General features: G+C 70.6%; 17 protein-coding genes. 6 read left to right on the forward strand and 11 right to left on the reverse strand.

The features are described from left to right. Positions 1-20: 20 nt before the first annotated feature. The gene (locus tag ACIBEI_RS07715; protein WP_398886107.1) at positions 21-1,760 is read right to left on the reverse strand and encodes a protein kinase; all 1,740 of its coding nucleotides are present in this window, start codon (positions 1,758-1,760) and stop codon (positions 21-23) included. A gap of 180 nt (positions 1,761-1,940) precedes the next feature. Here ACIBEI_RS07715 and ACIBEI_RS07720 point away from each other — a divergent pair, with 180 nt between their 5' ends. After that, complete coding sequence (locus ACIBEI_RS07720) at positions 1,941-2,078, forward strand: hypothetical protein (protein ID WP_398886364.1); 138 nt, start codon at positions 1,941-1,943, stop codon at positions 2,076-2,078. A 96-nt stretch (positions 2,079-2,174) separates the two neighbouring features. Here ACIBEI_RS07720 and ACIBEI_RS07725 read toward each other — a convergent pair whose 3' ends face one another. Beyond that, entirely contained in the window at positions 2,175-2,756 is a 582-nt protein-coding gene (locus ACIBEI_RS07725) for a snapalysin family zinc-dependent metalloprotease (protein WP_398886109.1), read from the reverse strand. Positions 2,757-3,021: 265 nt separating this feature from the next. Here ACIBEI_RS07725 and mgrA point away from each other — a divergent pair, with 265 nt between their 5' ends. Beyond that, a complete protein-coding gene (mgrA, locus tag ACIBEI_RS07730) occupies positions 3,022-4,065 on the forward strand; it encodes an L-glyceraldehyde 3-phosphate reductase (protein WP_398886111.1) in 1,044 nt (347 codons plus the stop codon). Positions 4,066-4,224: 159 nt separating this feature from the next. Here mgrA and ykgO read toward each other — a convergent pair whose 3' ends face one another. The 6 genes from ykgO to ACIBEI_RS07760 form a co-directional block, all read right to left on the reverse strand. Then, a complete protein-coding gene (gene ykgO / locus ACIBEI_RS07735; RefSeq protein ID WP_055617363.1) occupies positions 4,225-4,347 on the reverse strand; it encodes a type B 50S ribosomal protein L36 in 123 nt (40 codons plus the stop codon). 37 nt (positions 4,348-4,384) lie between these two features. Further along, complete coding sequence (locus ACIBEI_RS07740; protein ID WP_398886113.1) at positions 4,385-4,645, reverse strand: type B 50S ribosomal protein L31; 261 nt, start codon at positions 4,643-4,645, stop codon at positions 4,385-4,387. Positions 4,646-4,791: 146 nt separating this feature from the next. Continuing rightward, positions 4,792-5,196, reverse strand: a complete 405-nt coding sequence (locus tag ACIBEI_RS07745) for a VOC family protein (RefSeq protein WP_398886116.1) — start codon at positions 5,194-5,196, stop codon at positions 4,792-4,794. Between the two features lie 185 nt (positions 5,197-5,381). Beyond that, positions 5,382-8,231, reverse strand: a complete 2,850-nt coding sequence (locus ACIBEI_RS07750; protein ID WP_398886118.1) for a M4 family metallopeptidase — start codon at positions 8,229-8,231, stop codon at positions 5,382-5,384. Between the two features lie 552 nt (positions 8,232-8,783). Next, positions 8,784-9,242: an SDR family NAD(P)-dependent oxidoreductase gene (locus tag ACIBEI_RS07755; protein ID WP_398886120.1), complete on the reverse strand. Its 459-nt coding sequence runs from the start codon at positions 9,240-9,242 to the stop codon at positions 8,784-8,786. Then, complete coding sequence (locus ACIBEI_RS07760; protein WP_398886122.1) at positions 9,172-9,828, reverse strand: maleylpyruvate isomerase N-terminal domain-containing protein; 657 nt, start codon at positions 9,826-9,828, stop codon at positions 9,172-9,174. Before ACIBEI_RS07760 ends, ACIBEI_RS07755 begins: the two co-directional genes overlap by 71 nt. A gap of 54 nt (positions 9,829-9,882) precedes the next feature. Between ACIBEI_RS07760 and ACIBEI_RS07765 the strand changes: the two genes are divergently transcribed. Together ACIBEI_RS07765 and ACIBEI_RS07770 are read left to right on the forward strand one after the other, a co-directional pair. After that, entirely contained in the window at positions 9,883-10,470 is a 588-nt protein-coding gene (locus ACIBEI_RS07765; protein ID WP_398886124.1) for an AAA family ATPase, read from the forward strand. A 391-nt stretch (positions 10,471-10,861) separates the two neighbouring features. Continuing rightward, on the forward strand, positions 10,862-11,437 hold the full coding sequence (locus ACIBEI_RS07770; protein ID WP_398886126.1) for a hypothetical protein: 576 nt from the start codon (positions 10,862-10,864) through the stop codon (positions 11,435-11,437). A gap of 71 nt (positions 11,438-11,508) precedes the next feature. On the opposite strand, the gene ACIBEI_RS07775 is transcribed toward ACIBEI_RS07770, so the two are convergent. Beyond that, positions 11,509-13,071 carry a long-chain fatty acid--CoA ligase gene (locus ACIBEI_RS07775; protein ID WP_398886128.1) on the reverse strand — a complete coding sequence of 521 codons (1,563 nt, stop codon included), beginning with the start codon at positions 13,069-13,071 and terminating at the stop codon, positions 11,509-11,511. A 177-nt stretch (positions 13,072-13,248) separates the two neighbouring features. Between ACIBEI_RS07775 and hemA the strand changes: the two genes are divergently transcribed. Then, positions 13,249-14,469, forward strand: a complete 1,221-nt coding sequence (gene hemA / locus ACIBEI_RS07780; RefSeq protein ID WP_398886130.1) for a 5-aminolevulinate synthase — start codon at positions 13,249-13,251, stop codon at positions 14,467-14,469. 84 nt (positions 14,470-14,553) lie between these two features. Here hemA and ACIBEI_RS07785 read toward each other — a convergent pair whose 3' ends face one another. Further along, positions 14,554-16,278 (reverse strand): ATP-binding cassette domain-containing protein, encoded by a 1,725-nt coding sequence (locus ACIBEI_RS07785; RefSeq protein ID WP_398886132.1) that lies wholly within the window; start codon positions 16,276-16,278, stop codon positions 14,554-14,556. 11 nt (positions 16,279-16,289) lie between these two features. Next, complete coding sequence (locus ACIBEI_RS07790; protein WP_398886134.1) at positions 16,290-18,017, reverse strand: ABC transporter ATP-binding protein; 1,728 nt, start codon at positions 18,015-18,017, stop codon at positions 16,290-16,292. 409 nt (positions 18,018-18,426) lie between these two features. Between ACIBEI_RS07790 and ACIBEI_RS07795 the strand changes: the two genes are divergently transcribed. Then, a complete protein-coding gene (locus ACIBEI_RS07795; RefSeq protein ID WP_398886137.1) occupies positions 18,427-19,449 on the forward strand; it encodes an NAD-dependent epimerase/dehydratase family protein in 1,023 nt (340 codons plus the stop codon). Position 19,450 lies beyond the last annotated feature (1 nt).

Genomic DNA, 19,450 nt, shown 5'->3' on the forward strand with positions numbered 1-19,450 from the left:
ACGGGGAGATGACTCCGGGATCAGCTGTCGGCGGCCATCACTTTGGTCACCTTGCCGTGGGTGTCGGCCTCCAGATAGCCGCTCTTGTTGTAGTCGTTGCTGAGGTACACGGCCATACCGGCCGGGGTGTTGAACACCTTGTCCGGCTGCCTGACCACCAAGTAGCGGCTCGTGGGGTCCTCGACCTTCAGCTTCTTCCGGGCCTCGACGATCAGCGCCGGGACCGCGTCCCAATCGAATGCGTCCAGGCTCAACGCCTGCTTTCCGCCCGCCAGTGAGCCCTTGATGATTCCCTTCTCCAGACCCCGGTCGACCCGGTAGGTGTACATCTCATACTGGGTCCGGCTGCCCTTGACCATCACGTAGGCGGAGATGTGCTCGGGGTACACCGTGAAATCGCCGAATCGGTCGCTGCCCGTCTCCTTCTTGAACGCCTTGATCGCGGTGCGGATGCCGTCGGGCGTCAGCAGATCGGTGGTGCTTCCCTTTTTCGTCTGCCCGGGCGTGGGCGTGGGCGTCGAGGCATCCGCGGACGATTCGGCCGTCGACGTACTGCTGCTCGACGGTGTCGCTCTCGCCCCGTTCCCCGCGCCCCCGGAGGACGAGGAGTCGGACTTCTCCCCGTCCGGCACCAGGGTCCACCCGAGGACGCCGACGAGCGCTGCCGCGGCGGCGGACAGCACGACCCTGGACCATCGCCTGTGCCGGGACGGCCGGCCGGGTGTCGGCGCACCGGCAGGGGCCACCGGGTACGGCGTAGGGGTGGCGGGCAGGCCGGGAACCGCGTCCTGCGGTGCCGGGTACCCGGTCGGTGGGCCGAACTTGCCCGATCCGGACGGAGACGGCGGGGCGGTCGGGGCGGCCGACGGAGGCGTCAGCCGGTAGGAAGTGGTGCCCTCGGCCACGGGGGCGGCCGCTCCGCCCTCGGCCACGGAAGCCAGCATCCGGTCGAGGGTCTCGGCATCCGGACGCGCTGCCGGATCCCGCACCAGCACACGCATCAGTACGTCCGCCAGAGGCCCGGCCTTCACCGGTGGCGGGACCTCCTCGTAGAGGACGGCCGCGAGGGTGGCCAGCGTCGTGCCCCGGCGCAGGGGGTGCCGGCCCTCGACGGCGGCGTACAACATCATCGCCAACGACCAGAGGTCCGACGCCGCTCCGCCGTCGTTGCCCGAGACTCGCTCCGGCGCCATGTAGTCGGCCGTGCCGATGATCGACCCGGTGGCGGTGAGGGCCGTCGATTCGCGGATCGCCGCGATCCCGAAGTCCGTGAGCACGGGGCGGCCGTCGGGGCGCAGCAGCACGTTGGCGGGCTTGACGTCCCGGTGCTGGATGCCCGCGTCGTGCGCGGCGCGCAGTGCGGCCAGCACCTCGCGTCCGAGCCGGGCCGTCCCGGCCGTGTCCATCGGTCCACGGCCCAGGCGGTCGGCCAGCGATCCGCCGCCGACCAGTTCCATGACGATCCATGGATAGGTGCCCTCGCCGCCGTCGACGATGTGGTGGATCGTCACGACGTTCGGGTGGTCGATCCTGGCCAGCGCCCTGGCCTCGCGCAGGACCCGCTCCCGCAGCATCCGCGCCCCGTCCGGATCGTACTCGGCCAGCCCCGCGTCCGGCGGCCGCACCTCCTTGACGGCCACACTCCGGTGCAGGACAAGGTCCGTGGCCCGCCAGACCGTACCCATCCCGCCGCCACCGAGGCGCGACTCCAACTGGAACCGCCCGTCGATGACGCGTCTGTCGCCGTCCCCCTCGCTCATGCGCGGGAGCTTAGAGGACACATCCGACAGTGCCTTCTCCGGGCAGGGCGGTAGGGGGCGCGTAGCAGATGCTGATCCCGTGAGCGGGGCCCGTCAGGCGCTTACTTCCCGACGACGGGGTATACAGGGCGTGCAGGCATCCGCGTCACCGGCCTCGCCCTAGGAGGAGTTGTGCCCGGGATGATCGAGAAGATCAAACGGTTCGCCAGGAGCCCTCAGGGGCGGCGCACCATCGAACAGGTACGCCGTGCCTCCGCCGATCCGCGGCGACGGGCCCAGGCCCGGGGGTTCCTGAGCAAGCTGCGTCGGCGGGGCTGACGTCACAGAGGTCGCTCGGACAGTCGCCGGGCACGGGTGCGGGAGAACGCCGCGATGTCCCGGCGTCCGCCCAACACCCGTGCCCGGCGCCGTGCGTCAGTCCACGATCATGACACCGCTCCGCGCTGCTCCGCCCGTGCGGGCCAGCGCGCTGCTGAAGTTGTCCTCGACCTCCGTCTTCTCCACCGTGTCCGGGTAGGGGTTCGTGCACGCGATTCCCGCGGTGGAGCCGGACATCAGGCTCGAGCACGGGCCGGGCTTGCGGTCCGGCAGGCCGAGGATGTGCCCCAGCTCGTGGGCCGAGATGCGGATCGTGTTGTAGCCCTGGTTCACGGCCTGGCGTCCGATGTAGACGGTTCCGTTGCCCAGTGTGGTGGGCAGGGCGCGGGGCCAGCCGTTGTCCGCCAGGACCCGGATGTTGGCGCGTTGCCCGGTCGCGACCGGGCGCAGTTCGACGGCGTCGACACTCTCGTTCCAGATCGCCGCACCGCGGTCGACGGCGGACTTGAACTCCGCGGACCCGCTCGCGTCGTAGGTGACGACACGGGCGGCGACGGCGCTGTCCGCGACCTCGGAGGGAGCGGTCACGGACGGGGTGGCCACGGCCTGGCCGCCCATCAGCGAAAGGGTCACCGTCAGGACGGCTGCGAGTCCGATCGTCGGCTTACGGACGTGCATGGTCGACCTCCTTGTGGGGGAAAGGTAGTCGTGCTCATGACATTCCATGGCCCCCTGCCCAGCGAGGCCGGACGCCAATCCGTCAATCCGGCCCCGAGGCAACGCCCTTCCCGATTCAGAAGCGGCGCCGCTGAATCCCATGGCGGGGAGCTGTTGGACTTCGGGATCAGGCAGGGGCAGTGTGGGCAGGCGGATCCCCGCGCCCCCGATGGGTCCGATGTGCCTGATGGGTCCGTCCCGTACCGCACCACCCGGAGATCACTCGATGAGTCACGTCATGAATCCTGACCGCTACGACGGCACCATGCGCTACCGGCGCACCGGGCGTTCGGGGCTCGACCTGCCCGTCCTGTCCCTGGGCTACTGGCACAACTTCGGGGACGACCGGTCCTTCGAGAGACAGCGCGCGATCGCTCTGCGCGCCTTCGACCTCGGCATCACCCATCACGACCTCGCGAACAACTACGGTCCGCCGTACGGCGCCGCGGAGACCAACTTCGGGCGGCTGATGAAGCAGGACCTCGCGCCGTACCGGGACGAGCTGGTGATCTCCACCAAGGCCGGCTGGGACATGTGGCCCGGCCCCTACGGCCAGGGCGGCGGCTCCCGCAAGTACATGCTCGCCTCGCTCGACCAGTCGCTGCGCCGCACGGGGCTGGAGTACGTGGACGTCTTCTACTCCCACCGGCTCGACGCCGACACTCCCCTCGAGGAGACGATGGGGGCGCTCGACACCGCCGTCCGCCAGGGCAAGGCCCTGTACGTCGGCATCTCCTCCTACGACGCCGAGCGCAGCCGCGCGGCGGCCGCCATCCTCCGAGACCTGGGCACCCCCCTCCTCATTCACCAGCCGTCGTACAGCATGCTGAACCGCTGGGTCGAGACCGACGGTCTGCTCGACACCGCGGAGCAGGAGGGTTTCGGGGTCATCGGCTTCACGGCTCTCGCCCAGGGGCTGCTGACCGGGCGCTATCTCGACGGGGTCCCGCAGGACTCGCGGGCGGCACAGGGGACCTCGTTCGACACCACGTGGCTGTCGGACGACATGCTGCGCAGGCTGCGCGCCCTCAACGACATCGCGGCCCGGCGCGGTCAGAGCCTGGCCCAGATGGCCCTCGCCTGGGCCCTGCGGGACGAACGCGTCACCTCGCTCGTCATCGGCGCGTCGCGCCCCGAGCAGGTGGAGCAGAACGTCGCCGCGCTGGAGAACCCCGACTTCAGCAGCGAGGAACTGGCCGAGATCGACAAGTACGCCACCGACGGCGGCGTCGACCTGTGGCGGGACGCCCGCCTGGGCAACCTGGGATGACCGGTGCTCCCGCACCAGCTGCACTCGCGTCCGCCCCTTGCCGGGCGACTTCGGCAGGCACCTTCCGCGGGTGAGGAACACAGCAGGCCGGGCCCGGCTTCGTCTCAGGAAGCCGGGCCCGGCGGGCCCACACGCTGCAGGCGCTCCACGCGCCGCACGTCAGCCCTGACGGGCCTTGAAGCGCGGGTTCTTCTTGTTGATCACGAACACCGTGCCCCGTCGGCGCACGACCTGCGCCCCGGGCATGGACTTCAGTGAGCGCAACGACTTGCGCACCTTCATGGCTCTGCTCTCCTCCTGCTCGGATGCCGACCCCTCGTCATCGGGTCGGTGACGCCGCACGTCCGTAGCGCCGCTCGAACCGCTCCACGCGGCCCGCGCTGTCCATCACCCGCGAGGTCCCCGTGTAGAACGGGTGGCTGGCCGACGAGACCTCGACGTCGATCAGCGGGTAGGTGTTGCCGTCCTCCCATTCGATCGTCCTCGTCGAGTCCGCGGTCGAACGGGTGAGGAACGCGACGTCCGCGGCACGGTCCCGGTAGACGACCGGGCGGGAAACGGGGTGAATGCCGATCTTCATGCGCTGTCCTTCCTCACTGCCGTCCACCGAAGGGCGACGGCATCGTCTGCCTCCTCAACTTGACGGAGGCATGTCATTCTGTCCTCTACAACAGAGGACCCCGCAGCCGTATTCCTGACCGGAACAGCAGGCCCCGAGCCCTCGGCCTAGTCGTCGAGTTCCGTGAAGAGCGTCAGCTGAAGATCGCCCGGTGCCTCGAGCCGGGAGTTCAGCGAGTTCCAGGGAGTACGTGTCGGCTCGGCGATCACCTGGGCCCCGGCGGCGGCCAGCTTCGACGTGGTGGCGGCGGAGTCGTCGACCTCGAAGGCGACCCGAATGTGGCCGGCCACGCGTCGGCCGACCTCGACCTCGTCGATGAAGGCGGCGTGGTGGGGATCGGTGATCTCCAAGGTGGCACGACCGGCGTCAAGGATGGTGACCCGTCCGTCGGCGGAGGCGAACGCGCCTTGCTCGGTCAGACCGAGGACATCGCGGTAGAAGTGCAGCGCCGCGTCGTAGTCGGCCGCCGTGACCACCAGGCGGAGGCTGCGGACAGCGGGTTCGTCGGACATGTCGGCCCCCTGAGGATCTCGGCTACTGACACGTCAACCCGGTGATCGGCCGGACGATTCCCCGTCCGTACGGGCCCGGCGCGGGGGTGGCCGATGCCCGGGCAGGCGGTGGCCTGCCAGGGTGGGTCACCCGGCAGGCCACCGCCCGATGTCAGCCAATCCTCGCTGTCAGTCGCTCCATGCGGTCAACCGCATCGGCCCGTCGGGCGGGTGCGGGTCACCACGTCGGTGACGCCGGTCGTCGCGTCCAGCCACACCACCTGGCCGCCCGCCACCGCGGCGGCCGACGACTGCTCGCCGCGGTTGCAGGAGACGCGGCCCTTGCGAGTGCCGGGGTCCTCGGGCGAGCCGCCCGCCGCGAACTGGTGGAGCTTGGGAACCGACTCGTTGCGGATCTCGGTGTCGGGAAGGTAGGTGCCGACCGTCACCGCGTCCTCGGACACCGTCACGTCGTACGCGTTCAGGGCGTCGGGCCCGGTCTGCGGACTGATGTCCACCACGCCGGAACCGTCGAGTGCGGCGCGACGCAGGGCCGTCCTGCCCTCGGCCGTGCCCTCGTCGAGAAGCCAGAAGACGTACGAGCCGTTGATGGCCGTCGGGCCGAGGCTCGTGCCGCCGGGGGCCGTCTGGATCTCCTTCTTCTCACCGGTCGCGACATCGACGACGACCGTGTTCAGCGCGTACTCGGCGCGCACCCGTTTCCGCTCCTGGTAGGCGACCTTGCCGTTGCTCGCCGACGAGGAGTACGCCCGGTGGTAGGTCCCGCCGCCGGTCGTCACCTTGTTGGCCGGGTCCTTCAGACTCAGGTAGGCCACGCCCTGACGGCCGCCGTGGTTCTGGTAGTCGAAGGCCACCACGTCACCGTCGACGTCCACCGAACTGCCCACGGCCCTGCCGTGCCACAGCACCTTCACGGGACCGCCCGCGAGCGGCCTGGCCAGGATGTCGACGCCGTCGGAACCGTGCGCCTGCCACACCACCGTCCTGCCGTCGGTCGCCGGATTGACGTGGTAGCGGCCGTCGTTGGGACTCATCAGCTTGAGCTGTCCCTCGCCGTCGGCGCGTCCGGCCCACACCGAGTACGGCTCCGAGCCCTCCTCGTTGGACTTGGACGCCGCCCACCAGCCGCCGCCCGCACCCAGGTTCGTACGGGTGGTGTTGACCCGGTCGAGGAGCGGATCGGAGTCCACGCCAAGGGCCAGCTCCCAGCCGGGCACGATTCCGTGGGCGGTGAAGGCGCGTTGCAGCGCCTTCTGGCCGCCCGCCGGTATGCCCAGGTCCTGGGCTGCCGCGAGCACGGCGGCCCGTCCCTCGGTGAAGCCGTCGAGCGGTGTGAGGTACTCGGTCAGGGCCTTGTAGACGATCCGGTCGGTGACCTCGGCGCCCAGGTCCTCGCGGGCGTCCCAGAGCGCCCCGCCGAAGATGGTCGAGTTGAGGTGGACGCCGCCGTTGTCGGTGGCGAAGCCGACGCCGAGGAACGACTTGGCCGTGTTCCGCCCGTCGTTGAGGTCGCGCAGGGCACACTCCCGGGGAGCCTTCGTACGGCAGAGCCGCTCACCGAGGAGACCCGTGTCGGGGTCCGTCACCGGGATGTCGTACACATCGGTCTCGATCGCGTTGCCGAAGTAGTCCGCGATCGCCTCGTTCATGGCGCCGGACTGGCCCGCGTAGACGAGGTTCGCGGAGTGCTCGATCACGCCGTGCGTCATCTCGTGGCCGACGACGTCCACGCTCGCGGAGAGCGGGCGGTACTCGGCGTCGCCGGTGCCGTACACCATCTTCTGGCCGTCCCAGAAGGCGTTGACGTACGGCTGCCCGTAATCGGTGACGCCCACCAGGGAGTTGATGGTCATGCCGCGGCCGTCGAGGCTGTTCCGGCCGTGCTTGTTCTTGAAGTAGTCGTAGACCTGCCCGGCGGCCCAGTGCGCGTCGACGGCTCCCGATTCGGTGGCCTCGGTGCCGAACGCGGGGGTCGGCGAGCCGAACTCCTGGATGCCGTCGGGCCATTGCCCGCCCACGTCACTGGCCCACTTGCCGCGCGCGTCCCAGGTGGACAGGACGTTGTCGGTGAGGTCGTCGCTCGGTATCCGGGTGCGGTCGCGCAGCACGTACTCGCCGCGCGCCTCGTCGAGTTCCACGTCGAGGGCGACGGTCGTGCCGTCCAGCCGGACACCGGATCCCTTCTCCGCGGCGCGCGCCCGCTTCTGCGCGGTGCCCGCCGCCGGCCTCCCGGCCACCGGGCCGGGGGCGCCGAACGTCTTGATACCGCTGTACTGGAGGACCGGGTATCCGGCGCGGGCGTCGATGTAGACCTCTCGCTGTACGGGTTCACCGCTCGCCGGGTCGGTGCCGCGCACGGTGACCCGCTGGGTGAGGACGCCCGCTCCGGTGGGCAGGACGACGAGCCCGCGGGCGGTACCGGTGAGCGGGGCCTCGCCCTCGTCCCCCTCCTGCGGGGCCTGCACGGCGAAGTGCTTCGAGTTGAGGTCGGCGAGGACGGCGTCGACGGCCCGCTCGACGGCGAGTTTCTCGCCGACCTCGGGCGTCGTACCGGTGCGCAGTTCGGTGAAGTACTTGCCCGAGGTGCCGGTGACGACCCGCTGGCCGTCCTTCTTCTCCATGCGGACGACGTACTGGCCACCCAGGACGGGCACGCCGCGGTGCCTCTGCTGAAGCCGGACCGTCTCCTGGCCGCCGGCGGTGGTGGTCCCGGCGGGCACGAGATCGCGCTGCGCGTCCGCGATGCGGTACCGGCTCTGCTTGTCGTCCAGGTACGTGCGGGCCGCGCCCGCCGCGCTGCCGGTCGACGGCGCCTGCTCCCGGATGTCCCGTACGAGCGCGGGTGTCCGCGTCTCCTGGCCCGGTATCACCTCGCCCGGGCTCGGCGGTTGCGGTGCCCCCGCCGTCGCCGCGTCGGCAGGTACCGCCGAGACGACGAGTGCGGCGACACCGAACAGCGCCGCCGCACCCGACAACCCGCTCGACCGCGCTCCGGAACCGCGTCTGCGGCCTCTGACCCCTCTGGAGTGCTGCACGCTCCCCAACCCCCTCGCCAGCCATGCCGGTGGCCGAGCGCCGCCCGGCAAAGGGCCATCGAAGCCGCGATACGCCACCCCATCAATGGGGCAGGCGTGTCCACAGGTGACTTCCGGCCGGTGGTCGACGCAAGGTGCCGAGGAGTGCCCGTGGGAGAGGGCGGACGCCTCGGATGATGCCTGGCGGCGTCTGCGCCGCTTGTACCGGTGCGCCTGCCTGGTTGCCGACAGCGCTGGTGGGTTGAGGGTGGCTGCGGGCCGATGGCGGATCTCCGGGACGGCCTGTCTGATCGGGTCGCTCGCGGCGTGAGCGGTGAACACACCCACCTGGGAGTTCTCGATCGCCCGGCCACGCCTGTGTACCGCCGCTGCTGCACGCCCGCCGAGGCGTGGTCCCCGCTCGACAGCCGACAGCAACCGAACAGGTGGGCGCGAGCACTCGCCCGGGACTCAACTCGGCCGAACCGTCCCGCGATCCGGACCATTGTCTCGTCGAACAATGCCCGTCGGCGGGCAGGGTCCACGCCATGGTCCGCGGCCACCGCACGATCTTCAGGGGTCCACCGGACCCTCGATGACGCGGATGCCCCGCACGCCGAACTCCTTGGCCATGTAGCGGGTCAGGACGATCAGGCCGCCCTTCATCGACACGTACGCCGAGTAGCCGGGCTCCAGACCGGAGGCCATCCCAGCGTTGCTGGTCGTGTTGACGACGGCCCCGCCGTCGGCCATCAACGGCAGCAGCGTCTGGGTCAGGAAGTACGGGCCCTTCAACAGGACCCGCACGAACCGGTCGAAGTATTCCTCGGTGGTGTCCTCGAACATCGCCATCCGCCCGAAGCCGGCGTTGTTGACGCGGTCGAGAGGATCGCTCTGTCGTTTTCGCGGGTCACGACAATTGAATGGAATCAATGGAATCAACGGATCTCGTGGAACACGATCAGCCGAGGATGAGCGGGAGTTTCGCGGCCAGTTCGCCCAGTTCTCCGTACTCCGCGTCGGTCGGGGCACGCCGTCCGGTACCGACCAACAGTGCGTCCCTGTCGGAGAACGACGCGGGGAACGCGGACCCGGCGATCTTCTCCAGCATCTCGCGGGACAGGGCGAGCCCCTCCGCGGGCGGGCCCGCCGCGTCCTGGAGGTGTGCGACCAGGTCGAGGTGGTGCAGCGTCCACTCAAGGACGTACGCGGAGAGGTAGTCGCCCGTGGTGAGGACCTGGTCGCGCGTGCCCACCCGGAGCCCCGGGTCGGCGAGTTCGGCGGCGCGACCGGCGGCCGAGCCGACGTCGTCCAGGTGGAACTTGAGCAGCCACGGCTCCCCGTACGCGGCCGCCAGCCGGACGGTCAGCGCGTCGAGCGGGTCGTCGCCCGTCGGTGGCGTTTCGGCGAGGTCCCAGTAGGTCACCGCGTCGCGGGTCGGTTCCCCCTCGGCGGGAGTCACGAGGGTGATCAGGACGTCCTGAGCGTCGATGACCAGGTGGCACACCAGGTCGCGTACGAGCCATCCGGTACAGCCGGACGGCCGGGCGAAGTCCTCGTCCGGCAGTTCCGCGACCGCCGCGCGCAACGCCGTCCAGGAGCGTGAGAAGAGATCCACCTCGGCAAGGTAGTGCGGTGCCGCGACGACGGACAAGCGCATTGCGAGGGCGAGATGAGTAGGGTGATCCCGGTGACGACGGTCTCCTCCTTCACGCAACTGGTGGTGCTGCGCGGCAACAGCGCGAGCGGCAAAAGCTCGGTGGCCGCCGGGTTGCGCGAACGATATGGGCGGGGTCTCGCCGTGGTGAGCCAGGACACCCTCCGCCGGGATGTGCTGCGCGAGCGCGACATCCCCGGCGGCGCGAACATCGGCCTGATCGAACTGACCGTCCGGCACGCCCTGGAACACGGCTTCCACACCGTGCTCGAAGGCATCCTGTACGTCGCGCACTACGGCGAGATGCTGGCGCGGCTCCTGACCGACCACCCGGACCGCGCCCATTGCTTCTACCTGGACGTCCCCTTCGAGGAAACCCTCGCCCGGCACGCCGGCAAACCGATCGCCCACACGGTCGGCGAGAGCGAACTGCGCGACTGGTACCGGCCGTTGGACCTCCTGCCGGGCGACATCGAGACCGTGATTCCCGCAGCCAGCTCGCTCACCGAAACCGTGGACCAGGTCATGCGCCGGTCCGGCCTGGCCGCGCTGGCGGAAACCGAAGGCACGCCACGGGCGCCCGGAGGTACGCGCCGCCGGTGAGGCGCGCGCCGATGCCGGCGCGCCCTTGAGTGCCCCAACTCACAAGGCGCCCGGCCCCTCTCACGGAACAACCGGGGAGGGCCGGCCGTTCATCCGTATGTGGCTGCGGCGGGGACAGTGTCCCCGGGCCTCACCTCAAGCCCATGGGGACGATCGTTCGGCTGAAGCCCCATGGAGCACCCCGCCGAGAGGCGACCGCCCTCCGCACGCCACGACCTACGGCCCCGGCTGGTCTCCCCCGTCCAGTCGGGGCTTTCCCCTGCTTGGGGTGTGCCCGAGCAGGGCGGCGACGCAGCCGCTCCGGCGGCCCTTCCCACGGCCGGTGGCGGCGGAGCGGCTGCCGTGACAGGGTCGGCGTGCTCGTGAACAGGTCGTTGGTAAGGGGAAGTTCGTGGACAAGCTGGTCTGGGACACGCTGGTCGAGTCGATGAAGAACGCGTACACCGCGGGTCTGGGCGAAGGTGCCGTGCCACGCCCGGTCATCATGCCGCTGGTGCGCGGCGAACTCGTCGGTCTGATCCGGGTACGCCCCACCAGCGCCGGCAGGGACGCGCAGACCGGTATCGCCCAGCTCTCGAACATCGCCGCGGCGGCGGGCGCGGACGAAGTCGTCCTCGTCTGGGAGACCCACGACGTCGCCACCGCCTGTCGGCTGCCGGTCACCGGCCCGGCCCCCTGTCTGAACATGGTGCACGCCACGAAGGACGGCGGCCACGTGCTCCACCGGCTCCCGTACACCGAACAGGCTTCGCCCCGCTCCCCCAAGGGAGAGGCATCGGCCGCGCCCCACTGGCTTCCCGCGCCCGAGCCGCAGCCGGGCGGCGAACTGGTCCCGCCGATCCGGGCCGCCGTCGACTTCTCCTTCACCCCGCTGGAGATGGACCACCCCTCGCCCTTCGGGGTCACCGTCGTCCTGATGGAAGAGGACGGCTACGACATCCGCCTCACGGACACGTTCACCCCCTGACAGCTCCATGGCGTACGTTCCGAGACCGTCCGCCTCGACGAGCCCCGGCGACGAGCCACCGTGTCCCGTGGCTACATGTCGCCCGTTGCCGCTCCGAGCAGGGCGACGAGTTCCCGTTTGAGCACCTTCCCGCTCGGGCCCAGGGGGAGAGCGGCGGCGAACTCCACGCGGCGCGGGTACTTGTAGGAGGCGATGCGCCGACGGGTCCAGGCGATGATGCCCTCCGCGAGAGACTCGTCCGTCGCGGCGCCGGGGCGGGGGACGATCACCGCGCATATCTCCTGGCCGTAGCGCGCGTCCGGGACGCCGATCACTGCGGCCTGGGCCACGGACGGGTGGCGGGACAGGATCTCCTCGACCTCGCGCGGGTACACGTTGTACCCGCCGCGCACGATCATGTCCTTCTTGCGGTCGACGATCGTCAGATAGCCCTCGGCGTCCTTGACTCCGAGGTCGCCCGAGCGGAACCAGCCGTCCACGAGCGCGGCGGCGGTGGCCGCGGGGTCGTCGAGGTAGCCGACCATGACGTTGTGTCCCCGGACCACGATCTCGCCGACCTCGCCCGGCGGGAGCAGCACGATCCTGTCCTCGGTACCGGCCCTGGCTATCTCCGCCTCCACTCCCCGGATCGGCTTGCCCACGGTGCCCGGCCGACGGGGCCAGGCACTCTGGTTGTAGGCGACGCACGGGGAGGTTTCCGTCAGGCCGTAGCCCTCGTAGACGGGGCAGCCGAAGGTCGCCTCGAAGTCCTGGAGCACCCTGACCGGCAGCGCCGAGCCCCCGGAGTACGCACGGGCGAGCGGCGGACGGCGGGCGTCGACGGCCGCGGCCTCCAGCAGCGTGATGTACATCGTCGGCACGCCCATGAGGACCGTGCAGTCCTCACGCACCATCAGGTCGAGGGCCGCGTCCGGTGTGAAGCGGGACATCAGGACGAGGGTCGCGCCGGCGCGGAAGCACGTCCCCATGCCGCAGACCTGGCCGAAGGTGTGGAACAGGGGCAGGCAGCCCAGGAGGACGTCGTCGGAGCGCATGGCGAAGGGCGAGAGCATCGTCGTGTCGATGTTCAGGACCAGATTGAGGTGGCTGAGCATGACGCCCTTGGGGCGGCCCGTGGTGCCCGAGGTGTAGAGGATCAGCGCGATGTCGTCCGGCGCACAGGGCACCGGGGCCTCGACCGGCACGGCCCGAGCCGCGAGCCTGTCCAGCGCCGTCCCGCTGCCAGCGTCGTCCGTCTCCACCGTCAGCAGCGGCACCTCCGCACGCTTCGCCGCCCGATCCCCCTCCCCTAGGAGCGACCCCGCGCACAGCATGGCCCGGACCTCCGCGTGCCGGAGGATGTACTCGATCTCCTCCGTCTTCAGCAGCGCGTTCACCGGTACGACGGTCGCGCCGACGGCGAGAACGCCGAAGTACGCCGCCGGGAAGGCCGGCGTGTTGGACAGCAGCAGCGCGACCCGGTCGCCAGGGCCGATGCCCCGGTCGCGCAGCACCGCCGCGTATCGGCGTGCGGTCAGCCAGAGGTCCCCGTACGAGATGCGCCGGTGGCCGGCCACCAGCGCCGTGTGGTCGGGGCAGCGCGTCGCGGAGTCGGCAAGCACATCCGCCGCGGAGAGCGTGGCACCGCCCCTCATCGGCGCGGTCCGCGCATTCCGGAACGGCCGGAAGAATCCTTGTGAATCCGTGGGAGGGAGATTTCACATTCGGTCATTGATACTCCGCTTTCACGCGAAGGCACACTTTGCAGGGACCGCACGGCATCCTACGATGAGGCGCGCCGGAGGGAAAGCGACAGAGAGCGAGTGTGAGACATGTCCGAGTACATGGATTTCTTCGCACGCCTTGGGCAGGAGACATCCGAGCGGAAAAGAGAGTTTCTGGAGCTCGGCCGTATCGCGGGCCGCTTCCCGGCGGCCGGTACGGCACACCATGGCGAGATCTCGATCTGGTGCAGCAACGACTACTTAGGTATGGGACAGCACCCGGACGTTCTGGCGGCGATGAAGTTCGCCGTCGACGAATGCGGGGCCGGCTCCGGCGGCTCGCGCAACATAGGCGGGACGAACCACTATCACGTCGCATTGGAGGCCGAACTCGCCGCGCTGCACGGAAAGCAGGACGCGGTGTTGTTCACCTCCGGGTATTCCGCCAACGAGGGCGCGCTCTCCGTGCTCGCCGGCCGCATCGACGACTGTGCCGTGTTCTCCGACCAGTTGAACCACGCGTCGATCATCGACGGTTTGCGGCACAGCGGAGCCCAGAAGTTCATCTACCGGCACAACGACTGTGCGCATCTCGAGAAACTGCTGTCCGGTGTGGATCCGCGGCGGCCAAAACTCGTCGTGACGGAGTCCGTGCACTCGATGCGCGGCGATATCGCGCCACTCGCGGAGATCGCCGACATCGCCAAGCGGTACGGGGCAGTGACGTTCGTGGACGAGGTGCACGCCGTCGGCATGTACGGCCCCGAGGGTGCCGGCATCGCGGCGCAGGAGGGCCTCGCCCCCGCGTTCACCGTGGTCATGGGGACGCTGGCCAAGGGCTTCGGGATGACCGGCGGCTATGTCGCCGGGCCCGCCGTCCTGATGGACGCGGTCCGGGCCTTCGCCCGCTCGTTCATCTTCACCACGGCACTGCCGCCCGCGGTGGCGGCCGGCGCGCTCGCGGCCGTACGGCATCTGCGCGGCTCCGAGCGGGAACGCGAGCGGCTCGCGGCCAACGCGACCCTGATGCATGGCCTGTTGCGGGACAGGGGCATCCCCTTCCTGTCCGACCAGACCCACATCGTGTCGGTCCTGGTCGGCGAGGACCGCCTCTGCAAGACGATGTCCGCGCTGCTGCTGGAACGGCACGGCGCCTATGTGCAGGCCATCAACGCGCCGAGCGTGCCGATGGGCGAGGAGATCCTCCGGGTCGCGCCCTCCGCCGTTCACGAGACGGCCGACGTCCGCCGGTTCGTCGACACGCTGGACGCGATCTGGACCGAACTCGGCGCGTCACGCGGAGACGCAGCGGTGGCGGCGGCCCCCTAGATGTGCCGGCCGCCGCGACGCCCGCGCGATCCGCGGGGCCGGACCAGGTGTGTTGTCCGGGGACGTTGGTGACGGTCGGCACGCCTAGGGGGATTGCGCCGAGATGCGCCGCATCTCCGCGGACTCGGCCAGCACCTCCTCCCAGGTCCCCGCCGCGTCCACGCGCCCGTCCTTCAGGACCACCACCCGGGCGGCGGCGCGCAGCAGCGCGGGCCGGTGCGACACCGCGAGGACGGTGACCGAGTCGTCCAGCAGCCGGTTCCACAGGAGTTGCTCGGTCGCGGGGTCCAGGGCGCTGGAGACGTCGTCCAGGACCAGGAGTTCAGGGCGTCGGGCCAGCATCCGCGCGATCGCCGTCCGCTGGAGCTGGCCGCCGGACAGCCTGAGGCCCCGCGGGCCCACGACGGTGTCGGCACCGTTCTGCATGGCCGCCACGTCGGGGGCCAGGACCGCGGTGTGCGCGATGTCCTCGAAGATCCTCCCGTCGTCGTCGCCGAGGCCCAGCAGGACGTTGTCCCGCAGCGATCCGCTGAACAGGCGCGGGTCCTGGGGGGTGTAGCCGCAGCGCGGAGGCACCAGGAAGTTCGCGGGGTCGGGGATCGGTTCCCCGTTCCACAGGACGGTGCCGCGCTCGTGCGGCAGCAGGCCCAGGACGGCCCGTATCAGCGTCGATTTGCCCGAGCCGACGCCGCCGGTGACCACGGTGACGGAATGGCGTACGACGGTCAGGTCGACGTCCTCGACCCCGCGCTCCGAGCCGGGGTGCCGTGCGGTCAGCCCGCGGACCGTCAACTCCCGGAGCGCGGGCACCCGTTCGGGCAAGGGTGCCGGTTCCTCGGCCGGCGTCCGGGGCCGTCTTCCGAGGAAGTCCGCGATCCGGCCCAGCGCCACGGAGACCCGCTGCAGTCGCACCGAGAGGATCCCGATCGAGGCCAGCGCCTCGGCGAGGATCTGCAGATAGAAGGTGAACAGGGCCAGGTCACCGACACTGAACGTCCCGCTGTGTGCCCGGCCCGCCGTCAGCAGCAGCACGACGCCGATGCCCAGGGGGGCCGCGTTGCCGATCACGGTCCGCTGCACGCCCGCGAACAGTTCCTCGCGCACCGCCGCCTTCGCCCGGGCCTCGTTCAACCGGCCGATGTGCGCCGCCACCTGGTCCTCGGCGGCCGCCGCCTGCACCGCCTTCACGGCCCCGACCGCCTCTCGCAGGGCGCCCGCGACCTCGGCCGAGGCGCTGCGGGTGGCGCGCCGGTAGCGGAGGAAGCGGCCGTGGATCGCCGCCGTGACCACGGCGACCAGGACCAGCAACGCCAGCAGCGCACTCGTGACGATCGCGTCGATCCGCATCATGACGGTGACGGAGGCGGCGACGAACAGCCAGTGGGCGAGGTTGGTGGGCGCCCAGGCCACGAAGAAGCCCGTCTCGTCGACGTCCTCGCCCACCACCCGCAGCCCCTCCCCCGGCGTGGTGCGGCCCGCGGCGCCCCGGCCGCGCAGGGCGGAGCTCAGCAGTTCCCGCCGCATCCGCATCGTCGTTCCGTACTGGACCCGCGGCTCCAGCCGGTTGATCATCACGCCGAACTGCAGGCACAGCCGTGCCCCCTCGATCGCGGCCACCCAGGCGATGAGCAGCCAGACCCCGCCGCCTGCACCGATCTCGTCGAACAGCCGCTGGAACAGCAGCCCCACCGCCAGGGTCCCGGCCCTCAGCAGGACCCACAGCCCGGTCAGTGTCCAGTACGCGCCCGCCGAACCGCGCAGCACTGCGCCGAGCCGCCGGAACGTGCCCCGTGCGTCGATGTCGGCCACCTCCCGCCCCGTCAGCCGGCGCGCAGCAGTTCGTGGAAACGCGAGGTCGGGTCGGCGGCGAGCACGGTCTGCTCCCCGTGCTCGACCACCGTCCCCGCGTCGAGGACGAGGATGCGGTCCACGTGGCGCAGCGCGTGCGGCCGGTGCTGGACGACGACGGCGGTCCGCCCCTCGAGCAGCCGCTCCATCGCGGGCATGAGCAGCCGTTCGGTGTGCGGGTCCAGCCGGGCCGTCGGCTCGTCCATCAGGACCACGGCCGGGTCCCGCAGGAACACCCGGGCCAGCGCGAGAAGTTGCTCCTCCCCCGCGGACATCCCGCGGGCTCCGGTGCCCAGCACGGTGTCCAGACCGTCGGGCAGTTCGCGCCACCAGTCCGTGAGCCCGGCCTCGTCCAGCGCGGCGCACACCCGGCGATCGTCGACGGAGTGGTCGAAGAAGGTGAGGTTGTCGCGGAGCGTGGCGTGGAAGACCTGCACCTCCTGGGTGACCAGGGCGACCCGGCCGCGCAGCGCCCGGGTGTCGAGTCCGGCCACGTCCTGGCCGCCGACGCTGACGCCGCCGCTCACCGGGTGGTGCAGTCCGAACAGCAGCCGTACGACGGTCGACTTGCCGCTTCCGGTACGGCCGACGATGCCGAGCCGTTCCCCGGGACTCAGTCGGAACGAGACGTCACGCAGCACGGGTTCACCGGGGTCGTACCAGAAGGACACGCGGTCGAGCCGGGCACCCAGGGGTCCCGCGGGCAGGTGGCGGGTGCCGGTGCGCCCGGCGTCGTCGTCCTGGCGCAGCAGTTCCTGGAGGCGCTGCACGCTCACCGCGGCCCCTTCCAGGTCGTGGAAGCGGGTGGTGACGGCCAGCAGCGGGCGGCGCAGCAGCATGGCGTACGACAGGCAGGCGAAGGCCGTGCCGGTGGAGAGCTGTCCGCGGTCGTGCAGCCATACGCTGACGCCCAGGGCGAGGACCACGCTGACCGTGGACAGGCCCTGGACCGTGGCGGGCCAGCGCACGGAGACCCGCGCCGCCAGGCGTGCCCGCCGGTACAGGTCGGCCTGCCGGGTCTCCAGGGCTCGCAGGGTGTGGGCGGAGGCTCCGTTGGTTCTGAGGTCCTCGGCGCCGGCGAGACGTTCCTCCAGGAAGCCCAGGAGTTCCGCGGACGCGGTCTGCCGGGCGGCGACGAAGGGCATGGCCTTCCCCACGAGCCGGCGCAGCAGCAGGAGCGTTCCCACGGCGAACGGCGCGAAGACCAGGGCCAGTCGCCAGTCGAGCTGGAAGAGTGCGCCGAGGATTCCGACGACCAGCAGCATCTGGGCGAGGACTTCCAGGAGCAGCGCGGACATCACCGCGGCGAGTCTGGTGACATCGCCGTCGACGCGGTCGACGAGTTCGCCGGGAGGGTAACGCTGGTAGAAGCGGGAGGGCCGGCGCAGACAGTGGGCCACCAGGTCGGCGCGCAGCCGGTTGGTGGTGCGCCAGGCGAGCCGCGCGGCCACGGCGTCGCAGCCGATCGTCACCACGAGCAGCCCGAGGGCCGCCGCCAGGTACCAGGCGGCGACCGCGAGCAGCAGGTCCGAGGGGCTCCGGGACAGCGTGTGGTCGATGAACCGGCGCAGCATCTGGGGTGCCACCAGCTGGAGCCCGATGCCCAGCGGAACGAGCACCGCGAGGAGGAGGACGGACGGCCGTTCCCCGCGCAGATAGCGGAACAGTACGGAGAGCTGCCGTAACGGACTGCCTGCCAACGCGTTCCTCCCCGGGCGCCGGGCGGCGGAAGGCCTCAGCATAAAGTCCGCTCCGGGCGTTGGGAATGACGCGTACACCGGTGAACTCGCCATAGGGAGGCGCCGCGACGAGGCCGGGAATGGGCCGCCCACATGCGGAATGTGATCCGCCGTTTAATGTCGGGTTAACGCCGTCCAGGACGCCGTTGCCGCCGATTCATCGCGCTGTTAGACTCCACGGGTCTTCTGGGCAATTCGCCTTGCACGCCGTTGTGCGTACTAACCATTCTCGGCCATGTTTCGCCGGCACCCGCGCACGCCAGGGTCGGCCGAGTTCGCGCACCCGCATTGGACCGACGCCCGGAGACAGCACCAGCACGGAGCACCGCCTTGAACGACCGGATACCAACGGAACCAAGGGGGATACTCAATGTCGGCCGACGCGCACAACGGGGTCAGAACCGCGGGAAAAGCAGTGGTCACCGGCGCCGCGGGTTTCATCGGATCCCATCTCGTCGAGGCATTGCGGCGCAGCGGCACAAACGTGGTGGCCATCGACAGGAAATCGAGCTGGGCCACCGGTGAAAGCCCGCCGACCGCCGAGCTGGGATCCCTCCACACGATCCGCGCCGACCTCGTCTCAGCAGATCTGTCGGCTTGTCTTGATAATGCCGCCACGGTCTTCCACTTAGCCGCATTGCCGGGTGTGCGCCCGTCCTGGACGCAATTCCCGGACTATCTCCACTGCAACGTATTGGCCACCCAACGCCTTATGGACGCCTGTGTCCGGGCCGGCGTGCCCCGCGTGGTCATGGCCTCGTCCTCGAGCGTGTACGGCGGGGCGGAGGGCACGATGAGCGAGGACGACCTCCCTCGGCCGCTGTCCCCCTACGGGGTCACCAAACTCGCCGCGGAACGGCTCGCGCTCGCCTTCGCCGCCCGCCGCGACGCCGCCCTGTCGGTGAGCGCCCTGCGGTTCTTCACCGTCTACGGCCCCGGTCAGCGCCCGGACATGTTCATCGGCCGGGTCATCCGCGCCACCCTGGAGAACAAGCCGATCGAGGTCTACGGCGACGGTACCCAGATCCGCGACTTCGTCCACGTGTCGGACATCGTGCACGCGCTGACACTCGCCGCGACAACACCCGACGAGCGCAGCAGCGTCCTGAACATCGGCACGGGACGTTTCGCGTCGATGAACGAAGTCCTGGCCCTGACCGGCGAGTTGACCGGCAGGACACCCGACGCGCGGTACGGTCCGGCGCGCATCGGCGACGTACGGGCCACGACGGCCGACGTCGGGCGAGCGCGGAAGCGGCTGGGATTCACCGCGCGGACCGATCTGCGCGCCGGGCTGGCCACGCAGATCGAGTGGGCCAGGCAGTCGCTCGCCCGGACCCCACCGCACGAAACCGCCTCGCCGGCCCAGATGGCGCCCACCCACCGGTCGTAGC

This window comes from Streptomyces sp. NPDC050988 (assembly GCF_044456225.1).
In the GTDB taxonomy this organism is placed as follows: Bacteria; Actinomycetota; Actinomycetes; order Streptomycetales; family Streptomycetaceae; genus Streptomyces.